Origin of the sequence: Christensenella timonensis (assembly GCF_900087015.1) — a bacterium.
Classification (GTDB): Bacteria; Bacillota; Clostridia; order Christensenellales; family Christensenellaceae; genus Christensenella; species Christensenella timonensis.
The window spans coordinates 439,043-463,909 of the sequence record NZ_FLKP01000002.1; the positions used below are offsets into that span (position 1 = coordinate 439,043).

At 53.1% G+C, this 24,867-nt stretch carries 22 protein-coding genes; 11 read left to right on the plus strand and 11 right to left on the minus strand.

Annotated features, from left to right (window positions below; translation table 11 throughout):
- The first annotated feature begins 204 nt into the window (after window positions 1-204).
- Window positions 205-693, plus strand: a complete 489-nt coding sequence (locus BN6471_RS03610) for a TM2 domain-containing protein (protein WP_066645623.1) — start codon at window positions 205-207, stop codon at window positions 691-693.
- Between the two features lie 65 nt (window positions 694-758).
- Here the strand turns inward: BN6471_RS03610 and BN6471_RS03615 are convergent, their stop codons facing one another.
- Complete coding sequence (locus tag BN6471_RS03615) at window positions 759-1,283, minus strand: ECF transporter S component (RefSeq protein WP_066645625.1); 525 nt, start codon at window positions 1,281-1,283, stop codon at window positions 759-761.
- A 185-nt stretch (window positions 1,284-1,468) separates the two neighbouring features.
- Here BN6471_RS03615 and BN6471_RS03620 point away from each other — a divergent pair, with 185 nt between their 5' ends.
- The 5 genes from BN6471_RS03620 (at window position 1,469) to BN6471_RS03640 (ending at window position 10,549) form a co-directional block, all read left to right on the plus strand.
- Window positions 1,469-2,878, plus strand: a complete 1,410-nt coding sequence (locus BN6471_RS03620; protein WP_066645627.1) for an aminotransferase-like domain-containing protein — start codon at window positions 1,469-1,471, stop codon at window positions 2,876-2,878.
- A 113-nt stretch (window positions 2,879-2,991) separates the two neighbouring features.
- On the plus strand, window positions 2,992-4,314 hold the full coding sequence (locus BN6471_RS03625) for a DUF1015 family protein (RefSeq protein ID WP_066645629.1): 1,323 nt from the start codon (window positions 2,992-2,994) through the stop codon (window positions 4,312-4,314).
- 17 nt (window positions 4,315-4,331) lie between these two features.
- A complete protein-coding gene (locus BN6471_RS03630; protein ID WP_066645631.1) occupies window positions 4,332-5,648 on the plus strand; it encodes an aspartate kinase in 1,317 nt (438 codons plus the stop codon).
- Window positions 5,649-5,785: 137 nt separating this feature from the next.
- The gene (locus BN6471_RS03635; protein ID WP_066645634.1) at window positions 5,786-6,763 is read left to right on the plus strand and encodes an AEC family transporter; all 978 of its coding nucleotides are present in this window, start codon (window positions 5,786-5,788) and stop codon (window positions 6,761-6,763) included.
- A 75-nt stretch (window positions 6,764-6,838) separates the two neighbouring features.
- Window positions 6,839-10,549, plus strand: coding sequence for a phosphoribosylformylglycinamidine synthase (locus BN6471_RS03640; protein ID WP_066645636.1), 3,711 nt, complete (start codon window positions 6,839-6,841; stop codon window positions 10,547-10,549).
- Window positions 10,550-10,607: 58 nt separating this feature from the next.
- Here the strand turns inward: BN6471_RS03640 and BN6471_RS03645 are convergent, their stop codons facing one another.
- The 8 genes from BN6471_RS03645 to BN6471_RS03680 all read right to left on the minus strand — a co-directional run bounded on the left by BN6471_RS03645 (window position 10,608) and on the right by BN6471_RS03680 (window position 19,349).
- Window positions 10,608-11,435: a helix-turn-helix domain-containing protein gene (locus BN6471_RS03645; RefSeq protein WP_066645638.1), complete on the minus strand. Its 828-nt coding sequence runs from the start codon at window positions 11,433-11,435 to the stop codon at window positions 10,608-10,610.
- A gap of 161 nt (window positions 11,436-11,596) precedes the next feature.
- Window positions 11,597-12,136, minus strand: coding sequence for an HdeD family acid-resistance protein (locus BN6471_RS03650; RefSeq protein WP_066645640.1), 540 nt, complete (start codon window positions 12,134-12,136; stop codon window positions 11,597-11,599).
- A 93-nt stretch (window positions 12,137-12,229) separates the two neighbouring features.
- On the minus strand, window positions 12,230-13,387 hold the full coding sequence (locus tag BN6471_RS03655) for an MFS transporter (RefSeq protein WP_066645641.1): 1,158 nt from the start codon (window positions 13,385-13,387) through the stop codon (window positions 12,230-12,232).
- Between the two features lie 113 nt (window positions 13,388-13,500).
- Window positions 13,501-13,770, minus strand: coding sequence for an acyl carrier protein (locus tag BN6471_RS03660; RefSeq protein ID WP_066645642.1), 270 nt, complete (start codon window positions 13,768-13,770; stop codon window positions 13,501-13,503).
- A 16-nt stretch (window positions 13,771-13,786) separates the two neighbouring features.
- The gene (locus BN6471_RS03665) at window positions 13,787-15,442 is read right to left on the minus strand and encodes an AMP-dependent synthetase/ligase (RefSeq protein WP_066645643.1); all 1,656 of its coding nucleotides are present in this window, start codon (window positions 15,440-15,442) and stop codon (window positions 13,787-13,789) included.
- A 103-nt stretch (window positions 15,443-15,545) separates the two neighbouring features.
- On the minus strand, window positions 15,546-16,616 hold the full coding sequence (locus BN6471_RS03670) for a glycosyltransferase family 4 protein (RefSeq protein ID WP_066645645.1): 1,071 nt from the start codon (window positions 16,614-16,616) through the stop codon (window positions 15,546-15,548).
- A gap of 21 nt (window positions 16,617-16,637) precedes the next feature.
- Window positions 16,638-17,870: an LL-diaminopimelate aminotransferase gene (locus BN6471_RS03675; protein WP_066645646.1), complete on the minus strand. Its 1,233-nt coding sequence runs from the start codon at window positions 17,868-17,870 to the stop codon at window positions 16,638-16,640.
- Window positions 17,871-17,933: 63 nt separating this feature from the next.
- Complete coding sequence (locus tag BN6471_RS03680; RefSeq protein ID WP_066645647.1) at window positions 17,934-19,349, minus strand: potassium/proton antiporter; 1,416 nt, start codon at window positions 19,347-19,349, stop codon at window positions 17,934-17,936.
- Between the two features lie 184 nt (window positions 19,350-19,533).
- Between BN6471_RS03680 and BN6471_RS03685 the strand changes: the two genes are divergently transcribed.
- Together BN6471_RS03685 and BN6471_RS03690 are read left to right on the plus strand one after the other, a co-directional pair.
- Window positions 19,534-20,277: an alpha/beta hydrolase gene (locus BN6471_RS03685; RefSeq protein ID WP_066645648.1), complete on the plus strand. Its 744-nt coding sequence runs from the start codon at window positions 19,534-19,536 to the stop codon at window positions 20,275-20,277.
- A gap of 1 nt (window position 20,278) precedes the next feature.
- On the plus strand, window positions 20,279-21,454 hold the full coding sequence (locus BN6471_RS03690) for a MalY/PatB family protein (RefSeq protein ID WP_066645649.1): 1,176 nt from the start codon (window positions 20,279-20,281) through the stop codon (window positions 21,452-21,454).
- A 5-nt stretch (window positions 21,455-21,459) separates the two neighbouring features.
- Here BN6471_RS03690 and BN6471_RS03695 read toward each other — a convergent pair whose 3' ends face one another.
- The gene (locus tag BN6471_RS03695; RefSeq protein WP_066645651.1) at window positions 21,460-22,104 is read right to left on the minus strand and encodes a pentapeptide repeat-containing protein; all 645 of its coding nucleotides are present in this window, start codon (window positions 22,102-22,104) and stop codon (window positions 21,460-21,462) included.
- A 150-nt stretch (window positions 22,105-22,254) separates the two neighbouring features.
- On the opposite strand from BN6471_RS03695, the gene BN6471_RS03700 reads away from it, so the two are divergent.
- The 3 genes from BN6471_RS03700 to BN6471_RS13235 all read left to right on the plus strand — a co-directional run bounded on the left by BN6471_RS03700 (window position 22,255) and on the right by BN6471_RS13235 (window position 24,490).
- A complete protein-coding gene (locus tag BN6471_RS03700) occupies window positions 22,255-23,187 on the plus strand; it encodes a glycosyltransferase family 2 protein (RefSeq protein WP_066645653.1) in 933 nt (310 codons plus the stop codon).
- A 16-nt stretch (window positions 23,188-23,203) separates the two neighbouring features.
- The gene (locus tag BN6471_RS03705) at window positions 23,204-24,265 is read left to right on the plus strand and encodes a hypothetical protein (RefSeq protein WP_066645655.1); all 1,062 of its coding nucleotides are present in this window, start codon (window positions 23,204-23,206) and stop codon (window positions 24,263-24,265) included.
- 96 nt (window positions 24,266-24,361) lie between these two features.
- Window positions 24,362-24,490 (plus strand): hypothetical protein, encoded by a 129-nt coding sequence (locus tag BN6471_RS13235; RefSeq protein WP_278287564.1) that lies wholly within the window; start codon window positions 24,362-24,364, stop codon window positions 24,488-24,490.
- A 56-nt stretch (window positions 24,491-24,546) separates the two neighbouring features.
- Here the strand turns inward: BN6471_RS13235 and BN6471_RS03710 are convergent, their stop codons facing one another.
- Window positions 24,547-24,825, minus strand: coding sequence for a hypothetical protein (locus tag BN6471_RS03710; RefSeq protein ID WP_066645657.1), 279 nt, complete (start codon window positions 24,823-24,825; stop codon window positions 24,547-24,549).
- Between the last annotated feature and the right edge of the window lie 42 nt (window positions 24,826-24,867).

Below are 24,867 nucleotides of genomic sequence, written 5' to 3' on the forward strand. Positions count from 1 at the left end.
GTCAAGGGCTTTTGCACCTTGTTTATGAACAGAAAGAGCATAATAGCTTAAGACTTTATGAAGAAACGCGCAATACGCCCCAAATGCCGTTGACATGCGGTTTTGCGCCCCGTATACTGAAAGCAGGAAAGGAAAGTTGCGCAGTGCAAAACAGCAGTAAGGCTGTTGGGAAACAGGAAGCGCAACCAAACAGGAGGTATTATAATGGCAGAGTTCAAATATTGCAGAAATTGCGGCAAGCAATTAAACCCGGGAGAGACAGTTTGTATGGGCTGTGGCGTACCGGTGGGTACGGGATATGACTATTGCTGGAACTGCGGTTCTAAGTCTGACCCGGAAGCAGTGGTATGCGTGAAATGCGGCGCGGGGCTCGTTCCCAAAAGCGGAACGCAGCAACAACAGCAACAACCCCAGTATCAGGCACAGCCGGGAGCCAATCCCTATCCAGCGTCGCAGTCCAAGTCAAAGATCGCGGCGGGCATCCTCGGCATTTTCTTAGGGTGGCTGGGGATCCACAACTTCTACCTCGGCTTTACAAGCAAGGCGGTAGGCCAGCTGATCTTGGGGTTGCTTGGGTTCGTCACCTTTGGCATCACATCGGCGATTTCAGGCATCTGGGGCCTTGTGGAAGGCATCATGATCCTTACGGGCAGCATCAATACCGATTCGGACGGCAGGCCGCTCATCAATTAACGGCACAAGAAAAAAACGGCGTGGCCTTTGGCCATGCCGTTTGTGTTATACGGATATCATGCAAGTCAGCACGAAAGCTTGGGGCGCAGGGCAAACCGGCTGCGCAGCGAACGCATCGGGTGGTAAAGCGCCGCGGCGATGGCAACGCCGCATCCTGCCTGTATCATGTTGGGGATAAAGGTAGCGGCTGCCGCAGCCCATCCGCCGATGACAAAAAATTCGTAGGTACAATAGCCAAAAGCCATCACCAGCCCGGCGATGACGCAAGCAAGCAGGTAGCGTCCAAATGACATGCTTTTCAAGGTGACCACGCCCACGATGAGCGCCATACACCCCTTGATCAGGAGCGTAGCGGGGATATAAATCACAGACCCGAGCGTCAGGTCGGCAAGCGCGCTGCCTACTGCCGCCGCAAAGACAGCGTAAGGGCCGCCCAAAATAAACGACAGGCAATAGATGATCACATCGCCAATATTAAAGTACGCGCCTTTCACGGCGGGTACCGGGATGTAGATGAGCAATGTCACTACGAAAACGAGGGCGGTCATCACGGCCGTGGTCGTCAATTTTTTTGTCTTATCCTGCATCATGTTCATAACCTCACTTTGTCGCTGTATTCTTAAACGCGGTTTTTATTGCGCAAACATCTGTCGGCCATTGTATTGTTTCAAACAAATATTGTATGCTTTTGATTGCGGTACAATATCATTATAAAGTTGTTGTTATCATGTTTCAATGATATAATTGTATGCAATACAAATTAAAAGGAGCAGGCATGGCAGGATTTTTTTATGATGACCTAAGCTGGCAGCCCGAGCTTAGCAGGGAAAGCAAGCCGGTTTACCAGGAGATCGTGAATGCGCTCAGGCGCGATATCAAAAGAGGGGTGCTGCGTCCGGGGGACAGGCTTCCCCCGCAGCGTGAGTTGGCGGATTTTTTGGGGTTAAACCTAAGCACGGTGACGCGCGCGTTCAAGATATGCGAACAGCGCGGGCTGATCTTCGCGACAGTGGGAAAGGGGACGTTTATATCTTCGGACGTCCTTGCGGCCGAAGAGGCGACCACCGCCGACGGAACGAGTGCGCCAAACCTGATCGACCTGGGGATGATCTTTCCGCTGCACGACCAGGATCAAGATATTGTCGAGGCGATGCGGCATGTGGTCAAAGGGCCGGAGATCGAGGACTGCCTTTCTTACGGCGCGCCCCAAAAAAAGGCGGCGGATTGCGAGCTCGGGGCGCAGTGGCTGGAAAAGATGAACTTTGCGGTGACGCCCGAGCATATTTTTGTGGTTTCCGGCGTACAAAATGCACTGGCGATCATATTGACTTCGCTTTTTGCGGCGGGCGATAAGATCGCGACCGACCGTTTTACCTACACGGGATTCAAAAATCTTGCCAACATGCTTGGTATCCGGCTCGTGCCTGTGGATATGGACAGGGAGGGTATGGATGCAGGCGAACTGCGGCGCGTATGCCGCAGCGACAAAATCAAAGGTATTTACCTGATGGCGGAATGCCAGAACCCGACCGCCTACTGCATGCCGCGCGCGCGCAGGGAGCAGGTCGCGCAGGTGATCCGTGAAAACGGACTGATTTTGCTGGAGGACGATACATACGCGTTTTTGAAAAATACCGGGCTCAAGCCTGTTTCCGCACATGTACCGGAGCGCAGCGTATACATCAGCGGCACCTCAAAAGCTCTGTCAGCGGGGTTGCGCGTGGCCTTTTTGGCCGTGGCACAGGCGTTCCGCCCACGCATCGACCTCGGCATACGCAACATCAACCTGATGACTTCGCATTTCAATACGGAGGTGGTCGCGCATTTGGTGCGCACGGGAGCGGCGGACGAGATCATCCGCAAAAAACGCGTGGAGGCACAGGCGCGCTCCGCCCTCGCGCAGCAGATATTTGAGGGCTTTGACCTGCGCGGCACAAACAGGGATTATTTCCGCTGGCTTATCCTGCCGGACGGCATACACGGGCGGGAATTTGAGGCGCAGGCAAAAGAGATGGGAGTCAGCGTCTTTTGTGCGGAAAAGTTTGTCGTGGGAAGTGACTTCCCCTTTGACGCGGTACGTGTATCGCTTTCGGCCGCGCCGACACGTGAGCAGCTCCGGCAGGGCCTTATGATTCTGAAGGGGCTGCTGACACAAAAACCACAGGCGGAGCCATTTATCATCTGAACGCTTAAAAAGCGCGGGCGTTTGCGTTTTTACTTGAAAAAACGCCCCTTTACTGATATATTATAGTGTGTATCTTTGGGTGGAAGGAAATTAGCTTTACAGTGGAGGAGACAATGAGAGACACAAAAGAACTGGGCTTTGTGATTCCGCAGATTTTACTGCCGCGTGAAGACGTTAATATGGAGAAGTGGTCTTGTGTGGCGTGCGACCAATTTACGTCGCAGCCGGAATATTGGGATAGAGTTGAAAAATTTGTGGGAAACGCACCCTCAACACTGCATATGGTGCTGCCGGAAGTATATTTGGAAAGCGACAATGTTGCGCAGTGCATCGACGACCTGAAGGCAGAGATGCATGAATATTTAAATAAGGGCGTGATGGGCCTGCTGCCCGAGGGGATCGTCTTAACGGAGCGCCACCTTGGGAAAAAAGTACGGAAAGGGATACTGCTCGCAATGGACCTGGAGCAGTATGATTTTAAGATAGAGAACAAGCCGCTGATCCGTGCGACGGAGCAGACCGTGCTTTCGCGCATCCCCCCCCGCATGAAGATCAGGAGCGGCGCGCCATTAGAGCTGCCGCACATCATGCTTTTGATGGACGATCCGGAGGACAGCGTGATCGGGCCGCTGCATATCCAGCGCAGCAGCCTCAAAAAAATGTATGATTTTGACCTGATGATGGACGGCGGAAAAATAGAAGGCTGGCTCGTCGACGAGCCTAAGCTGTTAAGCGGCGTGACAGAGGCGATCGCGGGACTTGAAAAGCACGATAACATGCTTTTCTGCGTGGGCGACGGGAACCATTCGCTTGCGACGGCAAAAGCGGTATGGGACGAAGCGAAAGAAGACCTCACACCGGAAGAACGTGAAAACCATCCGCTGCGCTTTGCGCTTTGCGAGATCATCAACCTGCGCGACCGCGCTGTGGAATTCATGCCCATACACCGGGTGCTGTTTGGCGTGAACGCGTCCGGCTGCGTGCAGTTTGTCGCGGAGCGCCTGCGCGAAAAAGGCAGGAAGGCCAAGCTTGTGTTCGGGCGCTGGCGCAAGGAGATCGAGGCGGACGGGACGTACCAGATCCCGTTTTTATACCACGACGGTGCAGGCAGGATCGTGATCGAAGATCCGCAGCATCCGCTCGCGATCGGCGAGGTGCAGGAGATATTTGAGGAATATATTGCGGCAAACCCGCAGGGCAGTATCGATTATATCCACGGGGACGAGGCGTTTTTGTCGCTGGCAAAGGAATATGATAATATCGGTTTTTATTTCGAGCCCATGGAAAAAAGTGCGTTTTTCGATATGGTCGTTAGGTGCGGGGTGCTCCCCAAGAAGACCTTCTCACTGGGGGAAGCGGAAGAGAAGCGCTATTACCTGGAAGGCCGTTTGCTGACGGATCATTTTGAAGAAGAAGCGGAAAATATTGAGGAATAGGTTGGAGAGGGTTGAACATGGCTGTTAAGGTTGCGAAATTCGGCGGAAGCTCGCTTGCGTCCGCGGAGCAGATTTTGAAGATGAAGCAAATTATCGATGCGGATGAGGCGAGGAAGTTTGTCGTACCGTCCGCGCCCGGCAAGCGGTTTCCTGACGATATCAAGGTGACAGACCTGCTGTATGCGCTGCACGACGCCGCGCTGCGTTTAGACGATACGAAGGAAATTTACCAGAAGATCGTCAAGCGTTATACGGATATCCGTGACGAGCTCGGGCTTAGTATACGGATCGAAGAATATTTGGAAAAGATGTACGAGGATATCCGCACAGGGGCGAGCGAAGATTACGCAGCTTCCCGCGGGGAGTATATGAACGGCCTGCTCATAGCAGACCTGCTCGGCTACGATTTTATCGATGCGGCAGATGTGATCTTCTTTAACGAAAACGGCACATACGACGCCAAAAAGACGCTTGCAATCCTGCCGGGCGCACTGAAACTGCACGAACGCGCGGTCATTCCCGGATTTTACGGCAGCCTGCCAAACGGCAAGATCAAAACGTTCTCGCGCGGCGGGAGCGATATCACAGGCTCCATCGTATCGCGTGCAGCCAACGCCGACCTGTACGAAAACTGGACGGATGTTTCGGGCTTTTTGATGGCTGACCCGCGCATTGTGGACGGGCCCAAAAAGATCGACGTGATCACCTATCGCGAGCTGCGGGAGCTTGCCTATATGGGTGCGACGGTGCTGCACGAAGACAGTATTTTCCCTGTGCTTGAAGCGGCGATCCCCATCAATGTCAAAAACACCAATGATCCGAAGAACAGCGGGACGATGATCATTCCGGCGATCGAAGGGCGCGACGGCGCCAAAGAGGGCATCACAGGGATCGCGGGCAAAAAGAATTTTACGGTCATCACCATTGAAAAAGACGGGATGAACGCGGAAATTGGTTTTGGACGCAAGCTGCTTGGCTGTCTGGAAAAATTCGGGCTTTCCTACGAGCATATGCCGTCTTCCATCGATACGATATCCATTGTCATTGCGGACGTGCGCGTACGCGGCGTGATCGAACAGCTGATCGACGAGATCCACGCGCAGTGCCAGCCGGACAGCGTGGAGGTCTCTTCCAATATGGCCATCATCGCGACGGTCGGCCGCGGCATGATCCGCCAGATCGGCGTATCGGCAAAGCTGTTTTCGGCGCTTGCGAAAAATCATGTGAATGTGCGCATGATCGACCAGGGAAGCAGCGAGATCAACATCATCGTGGGCGTGGAAAACGACGATTTTGAAAAGGCGGTACAGGCGATCTACACCGCGTTGGTATAGGAGGCAAATGATCCGGCAGAGCTGTGCCGACGTTTGTAAGAGTGAGTTTTTGCGGAGCAAAACCCGAACGGTTTGCAAACGGCCGCAGCGATTGGCGGTAAACCCGGCGGATTAGGGCCGGGCAACGGGAAGAAAAGATGATTTTTGACGCATTGCAGGCTGTATTGATGGTTGTGGTCATCATTGCGGTCGGGTATTTCGTTTCGTATAAGGGATGGGCAAATAAAAGCGTTACCGGCTTCACCAGCAAGCTGATCGTCAATATCACGCTGCCGGCTACGGCGGTTATGGCTTTTTTCAATAGTTTTACCGTGGATACGCTCGCGGCATCATGGGTATATATCGCCGCATCCTTTGCAGCGATCGGCGCGCTCTATGCCCTAAGTAAGCTGGTTGCCAAAATTGCAAAAATCAAAAAAACACAGCGCGGCGTTTTTACCGCGTTGTTTTCTTTTTCCAATTCCGTTTACATCGGCCTGCCCGTCGCGACTGCGATCTTCGGCCAAAATGCGCTGGTGTTCGCGCTGTTTTACTACATGGCCAATACCACGTTTATGAACAGTGTGGGCTTTGTGGAAATCGCACGGGACGGGATGCAAATTGCCTGCATAGAGGATGGGACAGGCTCTTTGCCAAAGAAATGTTTCACCGGAAAGCAGATCGTAAAAAAAGTATTCCAACCGCCCATGATCGCGGTGATTGTCGGTTTTTTGCTGGTGCTGCTGCGGATAGAGCTGCCCGATTTCCTGTCGTCGGCGCTTACCTATATCGGCGATATCACCTCGCCGCTCGCACTGCTTTTTGTGGGAATGATCCTGCACCGCGCCGGTATTTCCTGCCTGAAAAAGATAGACAGGGGTATCTCGCTTTCCCTTCTGGGGCGCTTTGTGGCGGCGCCGCTCATCATGCTGGCTGTGGCAGCGCTGTTCGGCCTGCCCAAGCTGCCGACTGAGGTACTGGTCGTCCAGATGAGCTTGCCGGCCATGGTCGCGACGGCGATCTTTGCGGAGATTTCGCATGCGGATACGGAGTTTGCAACAAAAGGGGTGGCGGTTACCACGCTGCTTTCCTTTGCGGCGATCCCGGCCTATATATTATTGTTTGCATATTTATAAAGGCAAGGCAGTTATGGTATAATAAATACATTATGGAAGGTCGTTACAAACCGATCGGGACGAGGGAGCGGAAGTATGAGCGTAAAAAGATTGTTCGTGGAAAAGAAAAAGGGCTTTGACGTGCAGGCGCAGTCGCGCGCCGCGGATTTTAAGCAAAATTTGGGCGTGCCGGTCACGCAGGTGCGGATACTAAACCGCTATGACGTGGAAGGCATAGACGATGAAGATTTCGAGGCCGCGGTTACAAACGTGTTCAGCGAACCTGCCGTGGATACTGTCAAATATGAGGATATGCCCGACAAAAAGGGTTATTCGGTATTTGCGGTGGAATACCTGCCCGGGCAATATGACCAGCGCGCGGACAGCGCAGCGCAGTGTGTGCAGCTTTTGACGCGTAAGGAGCGGCCGAACGTTCGTTTCGCGAAAATTTATTTTATCAAAGGTGCGGATAAAGACCAGCTTAAGGCGATCAAGGATTACGTTATCAACCCGGTGGATTCGTGCGAGGCCACGCTCGACAAATACGATACGCTCGAAATGAACCTGGAGATACCCACGGAAGTGGCGGTGATGGACGGGTTCATCAAAATGAACAAAAAACAGATCGAAGACTTTACTGTGCAAAACGGATTTGCCATGACGACGGAGGACATGCTGTGCGCACAGGATTATTTCAAGAGTGAAAAACGCGATCCCACGATCACGGAGCTCAAGGTGCTCGACACCTATTGGTCGGATCATTGCCGCCATACGACGTTTTCCACCGCCCTTGACAAGGTGGAATTTGCAAACGACCCCATTTCCAAGGAAGCGGAGCACGTCTACGAAGATTACCTTGACGCGCGCAGGAAGATGTGCAGGGACAAGGACGTTTGCCTGATGGATCTTGCGACAGCGTATGTACGCGAGGCAAAGCGGGCCGGCATGCTGAAAAATTTTGACGATTCGGAGGAGATCAACGCCTGTTCCATCAAGCAGAAGATCGAAACGGACAAGGGAGACAAAGATTACCTGATCATGTTCAAAAACGAAACGCACAACCACCCGACGGAGATCGAGCCGTTCGGCGGTGCGGCGACGTGTTTGGGCGGCGCGATCCGCGACCCGCTTTCGGGGCGGTCGTACGTATACCAGGCGATGCGCGTTACAGGCAGCGCAGATCCGCGCGAGAGCCTGAAGGACACGATGGAATTCAAGCTGCCGCAGCGCAAGATCACCAGGGAAGCGGCGCATGGGTATTCCTCCTACGGCAACCAGATCGGCCTTGCGACCGGCCTTGTGGAGGAGGTCTACCACGAGGGTTATAAGGCAAAGCGTTTGGAGATCGGCGGCGTGATCGCCGCCGCCCCGGCAGAGCAGGTGATCCGCGAATGTCCGGTGGAAGGAGACCTGATCGTACTAATCGGCGGGCGTACGGGGCGCGACGGCTGTGGAGGCGCAACGGGTTCTTCCAAGGCGCACGATGAAAAATCCATTGAGAAATGCGGCGCAGAGGTGCAAAAGGGCAACCCGCTCACCGAGCGTAAGCTGCAAAGATTGTTCCGCAACCAGAAATTCTCAAAAATGGTCAAGCGCTGCAACGATTTCGGTGCGGGCGGCGTGTGTGTGGCGATCGGCGAGCTGGCTGAAGGATTGGACATCGACCTTGACGCGGTGCCCAAAAAATACGAAGGCCTCGACGGGACGGAGCTTGCGATCTCCGAGTCGCAGGAGCGTATGGCCATCGTGATCCGTCCGCAGGATCTTGACTGCGTCCTTGCGCTGGCAGCACAGGAGAACCTGGAAGCCACGCTGGTTGCACGCGTGACGGATACGGGCCGCATGCGCCTTTTCTGGAACGATAAAAACATTGTGGATATTTCCCGCGAATTTTTGGATACGAACGGCGCGACGCAGCATGCACACGCCAAGGTCAGGCAGTTCGACACGAAGGACATGTTTGGGGAGAAAACGGAAAAAACGGTGAAGGAGACCCTGCTTTCCCTGCTTTCCGATTTGAATATCTGCTCGCAGAAGGGCCTCAGCGAGATGTTCGACTCCACGATCGGCGCGGGCAGCGTGACCATGCCGCTGGGCGGCGTGAGGCAGCTGTCGCCCGTGCAGGCGATGTGCGCCAAAATTCCGTGCGACGGCGCGGACAGCAAAACGGCGACGCTCATGAGTTATGGGCTGGATCCGTACCTGATGGAAAAAAGCCCCTTTGCGGGCTCGGTCTACGCGATCCTTTTGAGTGTGGCCAAGCTGGTTGCGGCCGGCGGCGACAGGAAGGAAGCATGGCTCACGCTGCAGGAATACTTTGAGCGGTTGGGAGACGATCCGCAGCGCTGGGGCAAGCCCCTGGGCGCGCTGCTGGGCGCGTACCTCGCGCAGCGCGAGCTTAATATCGCGGCCATCGGCGGCAAGGATTCCATGAGCGGGAGCTTCAAGGACATCGACGTACCGCCCACGCTGTGCTCGTTCTGCGTGGCCCCGGTCGCGGCAAAGGATGTGATTACGCCTGAATTCAAACAGGCGGGCAACAAGCTTTACCTGATGGACATCAAACGCGATAAAAACGGCTTGCCGGACTTTGAGGACGTCAAGCGCAAATATGAGAAGCTCCACAAGATGATCCAGGACAAGGTGGTCGTTTCGGCGTACGCGGTGACGCGCGGCGGCGTGCTCGCGGGGGCGGCGAAATGCGCGTTCGGCAACAACCTCGGCGTCAAGCTGTTCTCGCAGCATCTGGACAAGGTAACGGCCAAGCGTTACGGAGCGATCCTCGTGGAATCCCCGTGCATCCACGACGCGGATTTTGAAATCAAGGGTGAGATCCGGGAAGAGCCGTTCATCGAGCTGATGGACGAAAGCATCCCGCTGAGCGAGGCGCTGCAAGCTTATACGCAGCCCCTTGAATCGGTATTTGCAACAAAAACGCAGGACGGCGGCAAAATAGAAACGCCGCTTTATACGAAAAAGGATATTATCGTCAGCCGCTATAAAACCGCGATCCCGCGTGTGGTCATCCCGGTGTTCCCGGGAACGAACTGCGAATATGACACGGAAAAAGCCTTTGAGGCGGCAGGCGCAATCCCGCGCGTGGTCATTATGCGGAACCTAAGCGTACAGGATGTAGACGAGAGCATCCGCGAGCTGGAAGCGGAGATCGCCCATGCGCAGATGATCATGCTTCCCGGCGGATTTTCAGGCGGCGACGAGCCGGATGGGAGCGGGAAGTTCATCGCGACGATGTTCAGGAACCCGCGCATCAAGGATGCGACGCACGAGCTGCTGAAAAACCGCGACGGCCTGATCCTCGGTATCTGCAACGGCTTCCAGGCGCTCATCAAGCTTGGCCTCGCGCCCTATGGGGAGATCAGGGATATGGAGGAAGATTCGCCCACGCTTACCTATAACAATATCGGCAGGCATGTTTCTTGTATGGTACGCACGCGCATCACCAGCGCCAATTCCCCCTGGCTTTCGCTTTGCGAGCCGGGCGAAGTGCATACGGTGGCCGTGTCCCACGGCGAAGGGCGTTTTGTGGCAACGGAAAAAGAGATCAAATCGCTTTTGAAGAACGGACAGGTCGCGACGCAGTATGTGGATTTTGAGGGCGTACCTTCAATGGACATCGAATATAATCCCAATGGTTCGATGTACGCGATCGAGGGCATTATGAGCCCGGACGGCCGCGTGCTGGGAAAAATGGGACACACGGAACGTGCCGGAAAATACATCGCGAAAAATGTGCCCGGCGAATATGACCAGAAAATATTTGAAAGCGGCGTAAAATATTTCAGATAGCAGCGGAATAAAAACAAAACTTAAAAAGCCGGACTCTTTGGGAAGGGTATCCGGCTTCTTAAGTCTTAGCAGTATATTTTTGTGCAATCAGCGTATCCATACAATGCTGGTGTGGTACGCCGCTGCTTTCGCAGTCGTAAATCGTTTCTTTGCATTGGCAAAACCGCCAGTCTGCATATCCGGAAAACAGTTCTCCTGATTTCCAGAGGTATTCCGTTTCTTCCATGTCCGGCGCTAGTGCGATAAACGGTTTTTTTATAAAGACGTTGATCGCGTGGACGCCGCCCTGCGCGGTGTGCTCCTGATAGTTGCGGAGCAGCTCCCTGCGGATATCCGGCGCGATATAATTGAACACGCCGTTTGTGGAATAAATAACGTCGTAATCCTGTTCCAACCGAAAATCCTTGAGATCGGCCACGAAAAAGTCGACATAAATCTGGTGCATATCGGCCAACCGGTTGGCCTTTTCGATCCCCGCCGCAGCGATATCGAAGCCCGACACATGGTAACCGTTTTTGGCAAAAAATACTGCGTCGCGCCCTTCGCCGCAGCCCACATCCAAAAGGCGCAGCGGCTTTATGGGAGGGCACAGCTTCAGGATGTCATAGCACATCGGATCCGGCTCAATCCCCCAGTAATACTCGTCCGACTGGTAGTATTCCTCATACATCGTGAACTGCTTCTTGTGGTAACCGAGCAGAAAATCGATGTTGGTATCAAGCGCGTCTGCAAGGGCGGGCAGCAAAGTAAGATCCGGCCGGGCCTGTGCATTTTCCCATTTGGAAATGGATTGGAACGAAATATTCAACTTTCTGGCGAGCGCTTCCTGCGTGAGCCCCTTTCGTTTTCGGAGCCGCGCAATATTGGCCGCTATGCTGGATTCCATTGTTACTCCTTTACCTTACACTCTTGTTATACCATGGCTCACCGCCGGATACAATAACCGGATCAGTGAATAAAGATAAAAAACTCAACCGTTGGTTGAATACAACATGATAAAAAAACCGGAAAGGCTGTCAAAAGCCCTGCCGGTTTTTTGTGGCAGGCTTAAATATTTTTGCGTGCCGTTGCTACGACGATCCATTCCACGATGCTGATAATCCCGTAGATGAGCAGGCATACGCCGAGCAGGATGCCCACGACGTTTGTCGTCGCAATCCCGATCAGGATGATGATGCCGAGCACGAGCGCCGCGATCCCCGTGATGGTCGGAACGCGCCAGGAAGGCGAGCCCGCATGCTTTAAGGCCGAAGCGTCCGAAAGGCTCATAATCCCGGTTACGATCGCCCAGATGCCGATGATGACCGGCAGGAGCACGTTTGCAACGCCGTCGCGGAAGACGAGGAGCAAAATGCCGACGACCAGGACGACAATCGGTACGACAAAACTTGAGTCATCCCCTTTGCTACGCTTACTGATATTCATAAAAATTGCGATTACACTGTATGCAAGCATAACAACCCCGATCAGGATGACGATACCCACCATCGCCGCCTGCGGGGCAGCCAGCAGGATAATACCGATGACAAGGAGCACGATACTCAGGACGAGCCGTATGGTCTCTTTGGATTTCCATGTATCTGACATAACCGTTCCCTCCGTTTAAATCCTCATTTTAGAGATTTATTAAAATAATAATACCCCTATTAACAGGAATAAAACAAGGGAAAATTAAAATTTTTACATTTTACCGTATTTTTTGGGCAGCAGCAGGCCGCACAATACGGCAGCAGCGACTGTAATGATGCCGATGACCCAGTAAGCGGCGTCAAAAGATACCGCTTCGATCACGCCGCCGGCGATGACCGGGCCGACGAAAATGCCGATCGCATACAGGGACTGGAATATCCCTGTGGCGGTGGAACGCTGGTGCGGCTCAACGGCTTTGATGACAAAGCCGGCCAGCGCGGAGGTAAGGATACCGTAGCCGATGCCGGATATGACCTGCATCAGGTAAATAACCATGAGGTTCATGTGGTAAAACATGGGGATACAGGAAAACGCACAGAGGATGAATGAGGCGACGACGATCTTGATCCCGCCGATTTTCTGGTATAGGCGTCCGCCGACAAAGAGCGAGATCAGCGCGACAGTCAGGAAGTATACGAGCATCAGGCCGCCCAGTTGTCCGGGATCGGCGCCGATGTTCTCCGCGGCAACCGACGTAAAGTAGGACGGAATCGCAAAGCAGTTGAGCTGCGCGAAAAGGCAGAGGACTGAAATAATAACGAGTTCCCGGTTTTTCAAAAGGGAAAGCAGCTCCTTTACCGTAGGCGGCGTGCGTGTTTCAGGTTTCGCGGGCGCCTTTAAGAAGAACATGGCGACAAGGCCTGTAAGCGCTGCAATGAGCGCGACATAAAACGGTGCGCGCAAGCCGAGGAATTGCGCGCTCAGGCCGCCGAGGAGCGCGGCTAGGACTTTTCCCATACTGGAGGATGCACTTAGCACACCTTGTGCCTTTACCTGCTTTGACTCTTCATTGTATTTCGCATAAGAGGCGGAAATAATGACCCACCATGCCGCGGCAGCTCCCGCTACGCCGCGGGCAAAGACAACTGCTTCGACCGTATCGGAAAACAGGAACAATACCGCGGAAAGCGTTAGGATGATAAAACCGATGATGAGCAGCAGTTTATCCTTGCCGGTCTTGTCTGCGAAGATCCCCAGCGGGATGCGCAGCAGGATCTGCATCAGGCCATATGCGCCACCGATCACGCCGAGCATGACGGCTGTGGCGCCCAGCGAGGCCGCAAAGGCGGGCAGCGTCGGGACATAAGAATACATTGCCAGCCAAAGAAAAAAAGCGGCAAAATTAATCAGGATAAGATTCCGTTTCATTCAAAACTCCCAAAAACATAATATTAGCCTCATTTATCATACACCTACAGGGATACGGCTGCAATAAAAAAGCAGGGATTTTCCCTGCTTTTTTGCCAGTATAAAAATAATTGCTAGACGGTGCTTGCATGCGGCGCAACCGCAGAGCCGGTTCGTTCCGCCAGGTAGACGAGTACGTCCTGTACGGTATCGAACAGGCGAAGGTCCCGGTCCGGGATATCGATGCCGAATTCCCGTTCAAAAGACAGGACGGCATCCATCATGCCAAAAGAATCCATCTCCAAATCCCTGACCAGGTGTTTTTCAGGAGTGATCTCTTCCGGATCCACAGGGGACGCCATCGCCAGAAGCTGCTGTACGGCAGCTAAGGTCACTGTAGCCATTTTTTACACCTCCTCCTCATTGTACGGTAAACCGTTTGATCGACTTCTTTGTCGTTTTTTCAAATTCCTTGTCGCGCACATGGAAGTCCTTTACGTGCTTATAGGTCGGCAGCGTCTTATTGATATCCGCAATGTCTTTTTCCAGGTTCCGGACGATCTGCTCTGCCGTATGCCCTGCCGTATAGTCCTCGTTTACGAAAATTTCGGCATGCAGCGCCACTTCGCTGTGACCGCCGACAAGCGGGGCAAAGACAACGACCTCTTTGATATAGGGGATGCGCATCAAATATCCTTCGATCTCCTCGGGATAAACGTTTTTGCCGTTGGAAAGCACGATCAGGTTTTTCTTCCTGCCTGTAATGAATAAAAACCCGCCTTTGTCGATATGGCCGATATCGCCGGTGTTAAACCAGCCATCCCGCATGACTTCGCGCGTACCCGCTTCATTCTTATAATAGCCGAGCATGACGTTTTCGCCTTTGACCCAGATCTCGCCGTCGCCATCCCCGTCTTTGCCGCGCACTTCCACCTCGCAGCAGGAGATGGGCAGGCCAACGGAGCCATCCTCATAATAGCGGTTCCGGTTGACAGAAACCAAAGGCGAGCACTCCGTGATCCCGTATCCCTGCAAAAGCAGGATACCCATTTCCCGGAAAGCCCGGGCATAGTGCTTTGCAAGCGGTGCGCCGCCGCAAATGATCAGCTTTAAATTCCCGCCGAACGCGGCGTGGATGTTTTTAAAATATACGTCGCGGTTATCGACGCCCTGCGCAAGCTCCAAATTGCTTTTTTCAATCAGCGCGGCAAGCGCTTCTGCCTGCCCTGACGCACGGGCATTCGCCCAGATTTTACCGTACATCATTTCCACGAAAAGAGGAACCAGGAAAATGGTATCCGGTTTAAAAAGCCGCAGGTTCTCAAGGAAATGGCGCAAGCTGTCATTTAAGCAGATCGTCGTGCCGTGTTCGATCATCATCGTGATACCGTGCGTGCTTTCAAACGAATGGTGCACGGGCAGCACCGACATACATACCTGTCCCAGGTCAAGAAGGCTCAAGCCGCCTTCGGAAGCGCACAAAATGTTGTTCTGTGTGAGCATGACGCCCTTGCTTTTCCCTGTCGTCCCCGAAGTATATAAAAGGGCGGACATCACATGCGGATCGATGGGCAGGGAACCGTAGCCATGATCCTGCGTATTTTTCAAAAGCGCCTGCAGGTCGTGCGTACCGGTCGTGCCGTTCATGTCGATATAATACTGGACGGCGCCGAGCCCGCCGCGGATGTTCTGTACCGTATCCGCATATTCGTGGGAATAGATCAGGCAGGAAGCGCCGCTGTCGGAAAGGATATTGGCGATCTCATCGTCGGGCAGTTCTTTATCGATAGGAACTACCACCCCAAGCCCGCACAGGATCGTGTAGTAAGAAAGCAGCCATTCGTAGCTGGTCGGGCCGATCACGGCAATATGCTTGCGCACGAGGCCAAGGGAAACAAGCGCGTTCCCAAGCGCGCTTAAGTCGTGCATCAAACGGCCATGCCCGATCCCTTCCACGCCGCCTTCCGGCGTACGCAGGCGGAAAATATCCCGGCCGCCATACACATCCTTCGCGTGATGCAGCAGTTCCCGAAAATCACGTTGATGGCTGATTTGGTTTAAAGGGTAGTTTTCCATGCGGCCGCTCCTATTTTTCCAAATATTTCATTATATTATAGCACCATTCATGAAAAAAACAAAGCCGCGGGTATGTTCCCGCGGCTTCTTCATGTTTGGAGCGTTACATCACGCGCGGAGAAACGGATTTGAGCGCGTCCTCATATTTCTGCCTGCACTTTGCAAGATCGAAGGATTCTTCCATATCGTTACGCGCAAGCTGTCCCATATGCTCGCGCGCCGCTTTGTCGCGCAGCTCGAGCATACATTCGCAGCAGCGGTCGGTATTGCCCGCCTTCACGAGATAACCTGTTACGCCGTTTAAGATATATTCGCTCGCGCCTACCGTATCCGAAGCGACGACCGGTACGCAGCACGCCATAGATTCGATCCCTGTTACGCCGAAAGCCTCGGCAGCGCTCATCTGGATCGTCGCGTCCATACTGTTTATCATATCCGGCATTTGTGAATTGGGGACATATCCCACAAATTCGATTTTATCAGCGATCCCGGCGCTTTGCGCCTGCTGTTTTAAGCTGCTTTCCATCGTGCCCGTACCCACGATTTTCAGCGTGGCTTCCCCTGCGGATTTTTGCAAGAACTTGGCAAATGCCTCGATGACCATATCCACGCCGTTGCCGTATTCCAATGCCTTTAAGGAGCCGAAGCAAATCGCGCCTTCCTTTTTCTCCACAGCTTTTTTCTGGAATACGTCGAGGTCTACGCCGAACGGTACGACGAAATAATCCTTTTCCTTTTTAAACAGCTGTTTTAACCTGGTCACCATGTTGGGTGCAGCGGCGATGATGGCTTCCGCATGCTTGAAACTTTTGGCAACGAGGCCCTTTTTTCCGAGATCCACGCTCGCGTAAATGTCCGGCCCTAAAACGGTCAGCACCGTGTGGGGCGCTTTTGCTTTCGCCGCCAAAACGCCGTAGGTCGTTGCGCCGATGGCGTTTACCACGCCAAAATTGCCAGAGGCCAAAAGGGATTTCACCTGCGACGCGTTTTTCTTGAACCCACCCTGCGAAGCGGGTGTGTCAAGGTAAGTAACGCTCACTTTTTCGCTTAGTTCGCCTTGCGCGTCTTTATCTTCCGGAAGGGAGAGGATGCTTACTTCGTTGGCATCCGCAAAAGCGTTCGCCCATTTGATCGTATGCGGGGAATTTGCCGCCGCCAGGAATGCAATTTTCATGATTTCTACCTCATTTAAAAATTATTTTAAGTTCGCAAGCCGCTGTATGGCTTTTTCCGTATTTTCCTTTGTGTTGAAGGCGGTCAGGCGGAAATATCCTTCGCCCGCGCTGCCAAACCCGCTGCCCGGCGTGCCCACAACGTTCGCTTCTCTGAGCAGCTTGTCAAAGAAATCCCAGCTGGTCATGCCGTCCGGCGTTTTGAGCCATACGTAAGGCGAGTTTACGCCGCCGTAGGAGGTGATGCCGATCTCTGCCAAACCGCTTTTGATGATGGCTGCATTTTCAAGGTAGCCCTTGATCGTATCTTCCACCTGCTTTTTGCCATCCGCCGTATAGATGGCCGCCGCGCCGCGCTGTACGATGTACGAAACACCGTTGAACTTCGTCGTGTGCCGGCGCAGCCACATGGCGTTGAGGCTTACTTTGCTGCCGCTTTCGTCTTCTCCGAACAGCTCCTTTGGCACGATGGTGTAGGCGCAGCGCGTTCCGGTGAAGCCCGCCGTCTTGGAAAAGCTGCGGAATTCGACCGCGCAGCTCTTGGCGCCCTCGATCTCGTAAATACTGTGCGGCACGTCCCTGTCCGTAATAAAGCGTTCATACGCGCCGTCAAAAAGGATGAGCGCGCCCGTTTCGTTGGCCCAGTCGACCCATACCTTAAGCTGCTGCTTGTTAAGCGCCGTTCCCGTCGGGTTATTGGGGGAACAGAGGTACATCACATCCACCTTGCCCTGCGGCAGGGCGGGTACAAAATTGTTGTCCGCCGTTGTGGGGATGTAGGTGATGTTGCTGAATTTGGACGCTGCCGTATCGAATTCGCCTGAGCGCCCCGCCATCACGTTGGTATCCACATAGACAGGGTAGACCGGGTCGGTCACGCCCACGCGCACGTCGGGGGAAAGAAGCTCTTGGAAATTGCCCGTGTCGCACTTGCTGCCGTCCGAAACAAAAATCTCGTCCAGATCGATGTCGATGCCGCGCTCAGCATAGTCGCCTTGCCGGATCGCCGCGCGCAGGAACTCATAGCCCTGCTCCGGGCCGTAACCCATGAATGTTTTTGCGTCCGCCATCTCGCGGGTCGCCGCGTCGATCGCCTGCAGCACCGCCGGGGCTAAGGGGCGCGTCACGTCGCCGATCCCCAGGCGGATCAATTCCTTATCGGGATTTGCCTTGGTATATTCCGCTACGCGGTGCGCAATCTCGGAAAACAGGTAACTGCCCTGAAGCCGCGCAAAATTCTGGTTGACCTTAAACATATGATATCTCCTAAAAATAAATTTCTATACATCTTTAATAATATACTATATATACAAAAAAATCTACAGCGGAATCCCGTCAAAGTTTTCGCCGCTTAAAACGAGCACATCGCCGGTTAACAGTAAGGTGGAGCCGTTGGGAACAATACTTTGGCCGTCCCGCTTTATCATTACAACCAAAATGCCTTCAGGGATGTTGGCTTCGTTAAGCGTACGCCCGTTCCACGGATTGCGGGTATCTATCGTTACCTCAATCAGATGCATTTCCGCTTCGTCCTGGTAGTCGGTAAAGGTCTTGAATACCGAGTTGTCTTTTTCCACCAGTTTAAGCTTCTTGGCGAGAAGGGGCGTCAGCGTGCCTTGTACGGCAACGGAGAAGAGCGCGACGAAAAAAACGATATGGAAAACGTCGTTTTTGATGCCCACGCCGAAGGTGAGGGCAAAGATCGCAAACACGATGGAAGCCGCGCCGCGCATGCCCACCCATGAAACGAATAGTTTCTCCTTGGTTGGGAACTTAAACCAGCTCAAAATGCCGAACACAGCCGCGGGCCGGGCCACAAAGATCAGGAACAGGGAAATCAGCACGGCGGGCACAATGATTGCCGGGATCTGCGACGGGAAAGACAGCAGGCCGAGCATGAAGAACAGGATCATCTGCATGATCCATGAAAGGCCGTCAAAGAAATGCACCAGCGTCCGTTTGTATTTGATCTTGGTATTGCCGAGCATGATGCCCATGATATATACGCACAGGTAACCGTTGCCGCCGATTTGCTGGCACAGCGCATAGCCCAGTACAACGATGGCGACGACATAAATCGTATAAAGGCCCTCGATCTCAAAATTGATGCGTTTTAAAATAAAGATGGACAAAAAGGCAAGCGCAAAGCCCACGCCCGCGCCGAAAATAAGCTGCATGGCGACCATGGAAACAATCGAGGTTTCGCCGTTTGTGGACATCATCGTCAGCACGGCGATGGTGAGCATGTAGGCGATGGGGTCGTTAGAGCCGCTTTCCACTTCGAGCATGGAGGCAAGGCCCCCCTTTAAGTTCAGCTTGCGCGAACGCAGGATGGAAAAGACGGAGGCAGCATCCGTCGAAGCAACGACAGCGCCGACGAGCATACCCTCCAAAAGGGTCGTCTTGAGCACGATCCAGCTGAACCACCCTACCAGCAGGGCGGTGATGACAACGCCCGCCGTGGCAAGCCAGATGGACGGCGCGATGACAGGTTTGGCGGTTTTCCAGTTGGTACCGAAGCCGCCGTAAAACATGATGAAGATCAGGCAGAACGAGCTGACCGTCTCCACGAGCGAATAATTGTCGAACTGGATACCGGCGATGCCGTCCGAGCCGAAAAGCATGCCCAGCACCAAAAAAATAAGCAAGGCGGGGATACCGAAGCGGTATAGCAGCTTGCTCGAAAAAACGCACAAAAGGAGAACGGTTGCGGCAAGTATCAACATTGGGATCATAGGCTTCTCCTTCCACAAAAAATATTATACTATATTAATATAACAGTAAAAACGCAAACATGAAACATCCTTTTTTTGGAAATCAGTTTCTAAAATGTTTCAGGAAAGCTGAAAAATGGTATTGTCATATTTACGGAACCCAGCCTGTGCATTACAATAATGGTATGAAAAACGGGAGAAAACAATGAAGAAAAAACGGACAAAGATTATTATCCTGATCGTGGTTGCGGCCATCTTATGCACGATACTTATTTATTTGTGCGCCGGAAACTATGCCGCGGCAGGCGAAGCCCTGCAGGCCATGCAGCCGGGAAACGGCGTTAGCGTGGCGCAGGATGCAAAAACGATCGCCTTTATACCGGATACGAAAACGCAGGACGGTTTTATTTTTTATCCGGGCGGCAAAGTGGATGCGGAGGCGTACGCCATGTTTGCCCGCGACCTGGCTGAGCAGGGCGTGCTTTGCGTGATTGTTAAAATGCCGTTTGACCTTGCCGTGTTTAACGTAAGCGGCGCGAAAGACGTGCTGGACGCTTATCCGGATATTGAGAACTGGGCGATCGGCGGCCATTCGCTGGGCGGGGTGATGGCGGCGGAATATGCGAAAAATGACGATCGGGTCACGGATATCGTATTTTTGGCATCTTACCCCAATTCCGACCTTTCGCGCAGCGCGAAGCGGGCGCTGAGCATTACGGCGGAAAACGACGAGGTGCTCGATTGGGATAAATACGCAGCGGCAGAAGCTAAGCTTCCGGCTGACGCCATATCTTACCGGATCGAGGGCGGCAACCATTCGGGCTTTGGCAGCTATGGGCACCAGAGCGGCGACGGGCAGGCAACGGTCAGTCCTGCACAGCAGCAAAAAGAGGCTGCGGACAAGGTCGCAGTGTGGATGAAGGACAGCGCGGAGCGGACAGGAGATTGAAATGAAGTACGATTTTACGACATGCGTTTTGCGGAATGGCGGACATTCCGTGAAATGGGAAGAGATGAAACAGAAAAATCCGGAGGTGCAAAAAGGGATCGTGCCCTTATCGGTCGCGGACATGGAGTTTGTGACCGCGCCGGAGATCGTCGGCGGGCTTCAGGAATATGTCGGCAGGGAAGCGCTCGGCTATACGCAGGCTACGGACGCTTATTTTAGCGCAGTCGTGTCCTGGATGAAAAAGAGGCATGGCTGGGATATCCAAAAGGAATGGATCGTTCCCGCACCGGGCGTAGTCGCTTCGCTGGGGATCGCGGTGAGCGCGCTTACGCAGCCGGGCGACGGGGTGGTCATCATGACGCCCGTCTATTATCCGTTTTACATGGTGGTAAAATATACCGGGCGCAGCCTGCAGGAGAACGCGCTCAAGGAAACAGGCAAGGGATACGAGATCGATTTTGACGATCTGGAAAAAAAGCTTAGCGATCCAAATAATAAGATGCTCATCCTATGCAGCCCGCACAACCCGGTCGGGCGCGTATGGACGAGGGCAGAGCTTTTGCGCGTGGGAGAGCTGTGTGAGAAGTACGGCGCAGTGGTGGTGGCGGACGAGATCCATCACGACCTGGTCATGCCGGGATATGAGCACACCGTGTTTACGCAGGCAAAGGAAACGTTTGCCGACTTCTCGGTGATCTGTACCGCGCCCAGCAAGACGTTCAACCTGGCAGGGATGCAGACGTCCAATATTATCATCAAAAATAAAGAGATGCGTGAAAAGTTTGAGAAGGCAAAGCTGGCGACAGGGATATTCGAGCTTAACGCCCTCGGCTATGAAGCGTGCCGCATCGCGTATACGCAATGCGGGGCGTGGCTTGATGAACTGGTTCATGTGATCGACGAAAACCGCGGCTTTGTGGAGGCTTTTTTGCAGGAGAACCTGCCGAAGATCAAGGCGGCGCGGCTGGAGGGTACGTATTTGCAGTGGCTCGACCTGCGCGGCTACGGTATCCCGCACCTTGAGCTGGAGCGGATGATGACACAAGCGCAGTTGTTTTTTGACGAGGGATATATTTTTGGCAAGGCAGGCGAAGGGTTTGAGCGTTTAAACCTCGCGTGCCCCAAAAGCGTGCTGAAAAGCGCGCTTGAAAGGCTGGAAAGGGTTTTAAGAAAATAATCCGCTCATACGACGACAAGCCCCATGAGCTTTGCAAGCTCGGCCGCCTGCGCGACCGTCACGACCATGCCAAACAGGTCGTCGGCCGTTACGGTGATACCTGAAATATCGCACGTCGTCATGTCGATTTTTTTCAGGGGCGTCTTGAAAAAGGTTGCCCGCAGGAAAACGCAGGCGTCAAAGCCAAGGCCTTTGAAAACGCATTCGCCGAACTCGGCGTTGGAGAAATCGCTTTTGGAAAAGCAGCAGCTTTGCAGCTTTGCGGATGAAAAATTGGTATAAGCGAAATTACAGTCCGCGGCGGAGAAGTTTTTGAAAAAAGCACGGAAACAGTTCATGCCAACACCTTTGGAAGAAAGCATTTCGCATCGGTTGAAATAAACGTTCTCCAAATTGCTGTTGGAAAAATCGCACAGCGAAAAGCGTACGTCGATCAATTCTGTTTTGCCGAAATCGCAGTCGATGAATTTGCAATTTTCAAATACCATATTGCGGAAACAGAGCCGGGACAGGTCGACCTCCTGGAAGGTAACGCCGCTGATCTGCTTGTTTTCAATATCCCGCTCTTCCAGGCGGGCTTCCTCCAAACAGCTTTCGGACAATTCGCCCCCGCGCAAGGGTTCTGAAAATTCTGGTTTCAATATCTTCATTGTATCGTTTCTCCATTCTTCGTCTTTTTTCCATTATATCATGCGCAATGTTCATGTAATGTTAACAGCGCGTTCCCTTTTCAATAAATTTTTGCTGTGATACAATGAAAAAAAAGAAGCATCCTGAAAAAGGAAAAAATGGGGTTCTTTATGAAAAAGTTATCGATCATCGTACCTGTGTACTATAATGAACAGAACCTGCGGCCGCTGTATGACGACCTAAAGGAAAAAGTACTTGCGACGTTGCCGTGCGACTATGAGATCGTCTTTGTGGACGATGGTTCCAAGGACGGCTCTTTTGGGGTCATGCAGGAGCTAAAGCAAATGGACAGCAAAATCAGGACGGTGAGGCTTACGCGGAATTTTGGGGAACATGCGGCGCTTCTGGCCGGTCTTTCCGTTTGCAGCGGAGACTGTGCGGTGCGCAAGGCGGCGGATTTACAGGAACCGTCGGAAATGATCCTGGAAATGTTTGAAAAATATGAGGAAGGCAACAAGGTCGTGCTGGCGGTTCGTGCCGACCGCGAAGACCCGGCCGGACAGAAAGCGCTTTCTTCCCTTTATACGAATACCGTGCGCAGGTTTGCGCTCAAAAATATGCCGGAAGGCGGGCTGGATTCGTTTTTGATCGACCGCCAGATCATCGACCTGATTGTGAATATGAACGAGAACAATGCGCCCATCACGGAGCTCATCCTTTGGAGCGGATTTGCATCCGCGCATGTGTATTATGTGCGTAAAAAACGAGAGGTAGGGAAATCGGGCTGGACACTTTCCAAAAAGGTCAAGATGACAATGGATTCCCTGCTGGGCTTCTCTTATTTTCCCGTCCGCTGTATCCTTGGCGTAGGCGGCGTGAGCTTTATCGCTGCGGTGTTGTGGGGCATTGTGCTTTTGGTACTCTCCCTTATGGGGTACACGGTGGAGCCGTACATCGTGCTTGCATTCCTGCTCGTTTTGGTGATGGGCATCGTAATGGTCGCCATGGGCGTACTGGGGGAATATTTATGGCGCACGTTCGACGCGGCGCGTAGACGTCCGGTGTTTATCATCGACGAAACCGACGATACAAGCAAGGAATAATGCGGGAGAGCATATTTTGCATATAGAATTTGGAAGCGATATCGATACGCAGGCAAATAAAAACGTACGCAAAAAAACAGGCGAGAACCATCTTTGGGAGGAAGCCTGTTTGTTTCGTTCGGGACGCGATGCGCTGCGCATGCTGGCAAAAAAGCTTTATCCTGCACATACAAGGGCTTTTATTCCCGCGCTTAGCTGTGTATCCATGGTAAGCCCGTTCCGGCAGAACGGTATCGGGGTTGTTTATTATCCATTAAAACGGGATTTCACAGCGGACTATGGCTTTCTGGACGGACGGCTCCGGGACGGGGATATCGTTGTGTATATGGACTATTTTGGCATCCCGACAGCGCGCGCGCACGAAGAGCGGCGGCATTATTTTTCCCGCAAGAAAAAACAATTGGACGGCCTGGTCACGATCGACGACCGGACGCACAGCTTAAGGCGGGCGGCAAAGGCAAACTTTTCAGCAGACTATATGCTATTCAGCGTGCGGAAGTGGGCGTCGTTTCCGGATGGCGGATTGCTTCTTTCAAGGGAGCCGTTTGCAGCGGCCTGCGACCCGTACGACAGTACCTACCGGGACTTGAAAAAACGGGCGATGGACTTGAAAAGCGAGTACCTGCAAACCGGAAACGCGCAGGCCAAGCGGGAATTCATCCGCTTGTTCCAGCAGGCGGAACAGGGACTGAGCGCGGAAAACCGCGTGATAGGAATGAGCGAACCATCCGCGCAGCTGCTGAAAACCATTGATTTTGCCAAAGTGGAAACGCAAAGAAGGCAAAATGCAGGGGTTTTATTCCGCATGCTGTATGAATATTCGCTGCTGCCGGAGGTGTTGGAAGGGCCGCTGTTTTTCCCGGTAATGGCCGAACACCAAAAGGCCGCGCAGCAATACCTTGCGAAAAACGGCATTTATTGCCCGGTCATCTGGCCTTTGCAGGGTGATGCGCGGGGCGTGTGCGGAGTATGCGAGGATATTGCGGGGCGTATGCTCGCCGTGCCTTGCGACCAAAGATATTCGATACAGGAAATGGAGTATATCGGCGAAAAGATCCTTACCGCCGTGCGCCTTTAGCGGACGGGCCGGCAGGGCCAGCGCAAATCAGGTTGTTTAAGCTGGTAAAAAATGGTTTATTTTAAAGTAGGTAAAAAGTAAAGGAGTGTGATGAACATGAAAGAGAAAAAAGTCTCGAAGGTCATCACAGATAAGGAGTTTAATCGGCTGATAGCCAGCAAAAATGTCCAAAAAGCTGTGATGGTAAAAGACAACAAAGTTTTCAAATACGGATATGACCGCTGATGAAACGATAAAACTTCCCCGCAAATAAGGCGGGGATTTTTTATTGCCCAAACAAATTACTGGAAGGCGCCGGCGATCCATCCCGCCACATTGCCCGCGAGCGAGACGAAGGAAATAATACGGATAGCGCAGATCGCAAGTACGATGATGCTGATGATAAGCGCGGCATTTTCTACGTTGGATTTCCGCTTCCTGCGCGAAAGAAGGGCAAACACAAGCCCGACAACGCCGATGCCGATCCCTACATACGGCCCGATGACCAGGCTCAGTGGGAATCCGAGGACAAAACTTGCAATCAGTGCAAATATACTTACAATAATCGATACAACAGCCATAAAAGCCCCTTTCCTGCAGCGCCCGGCCCAGCTCAAAGATCG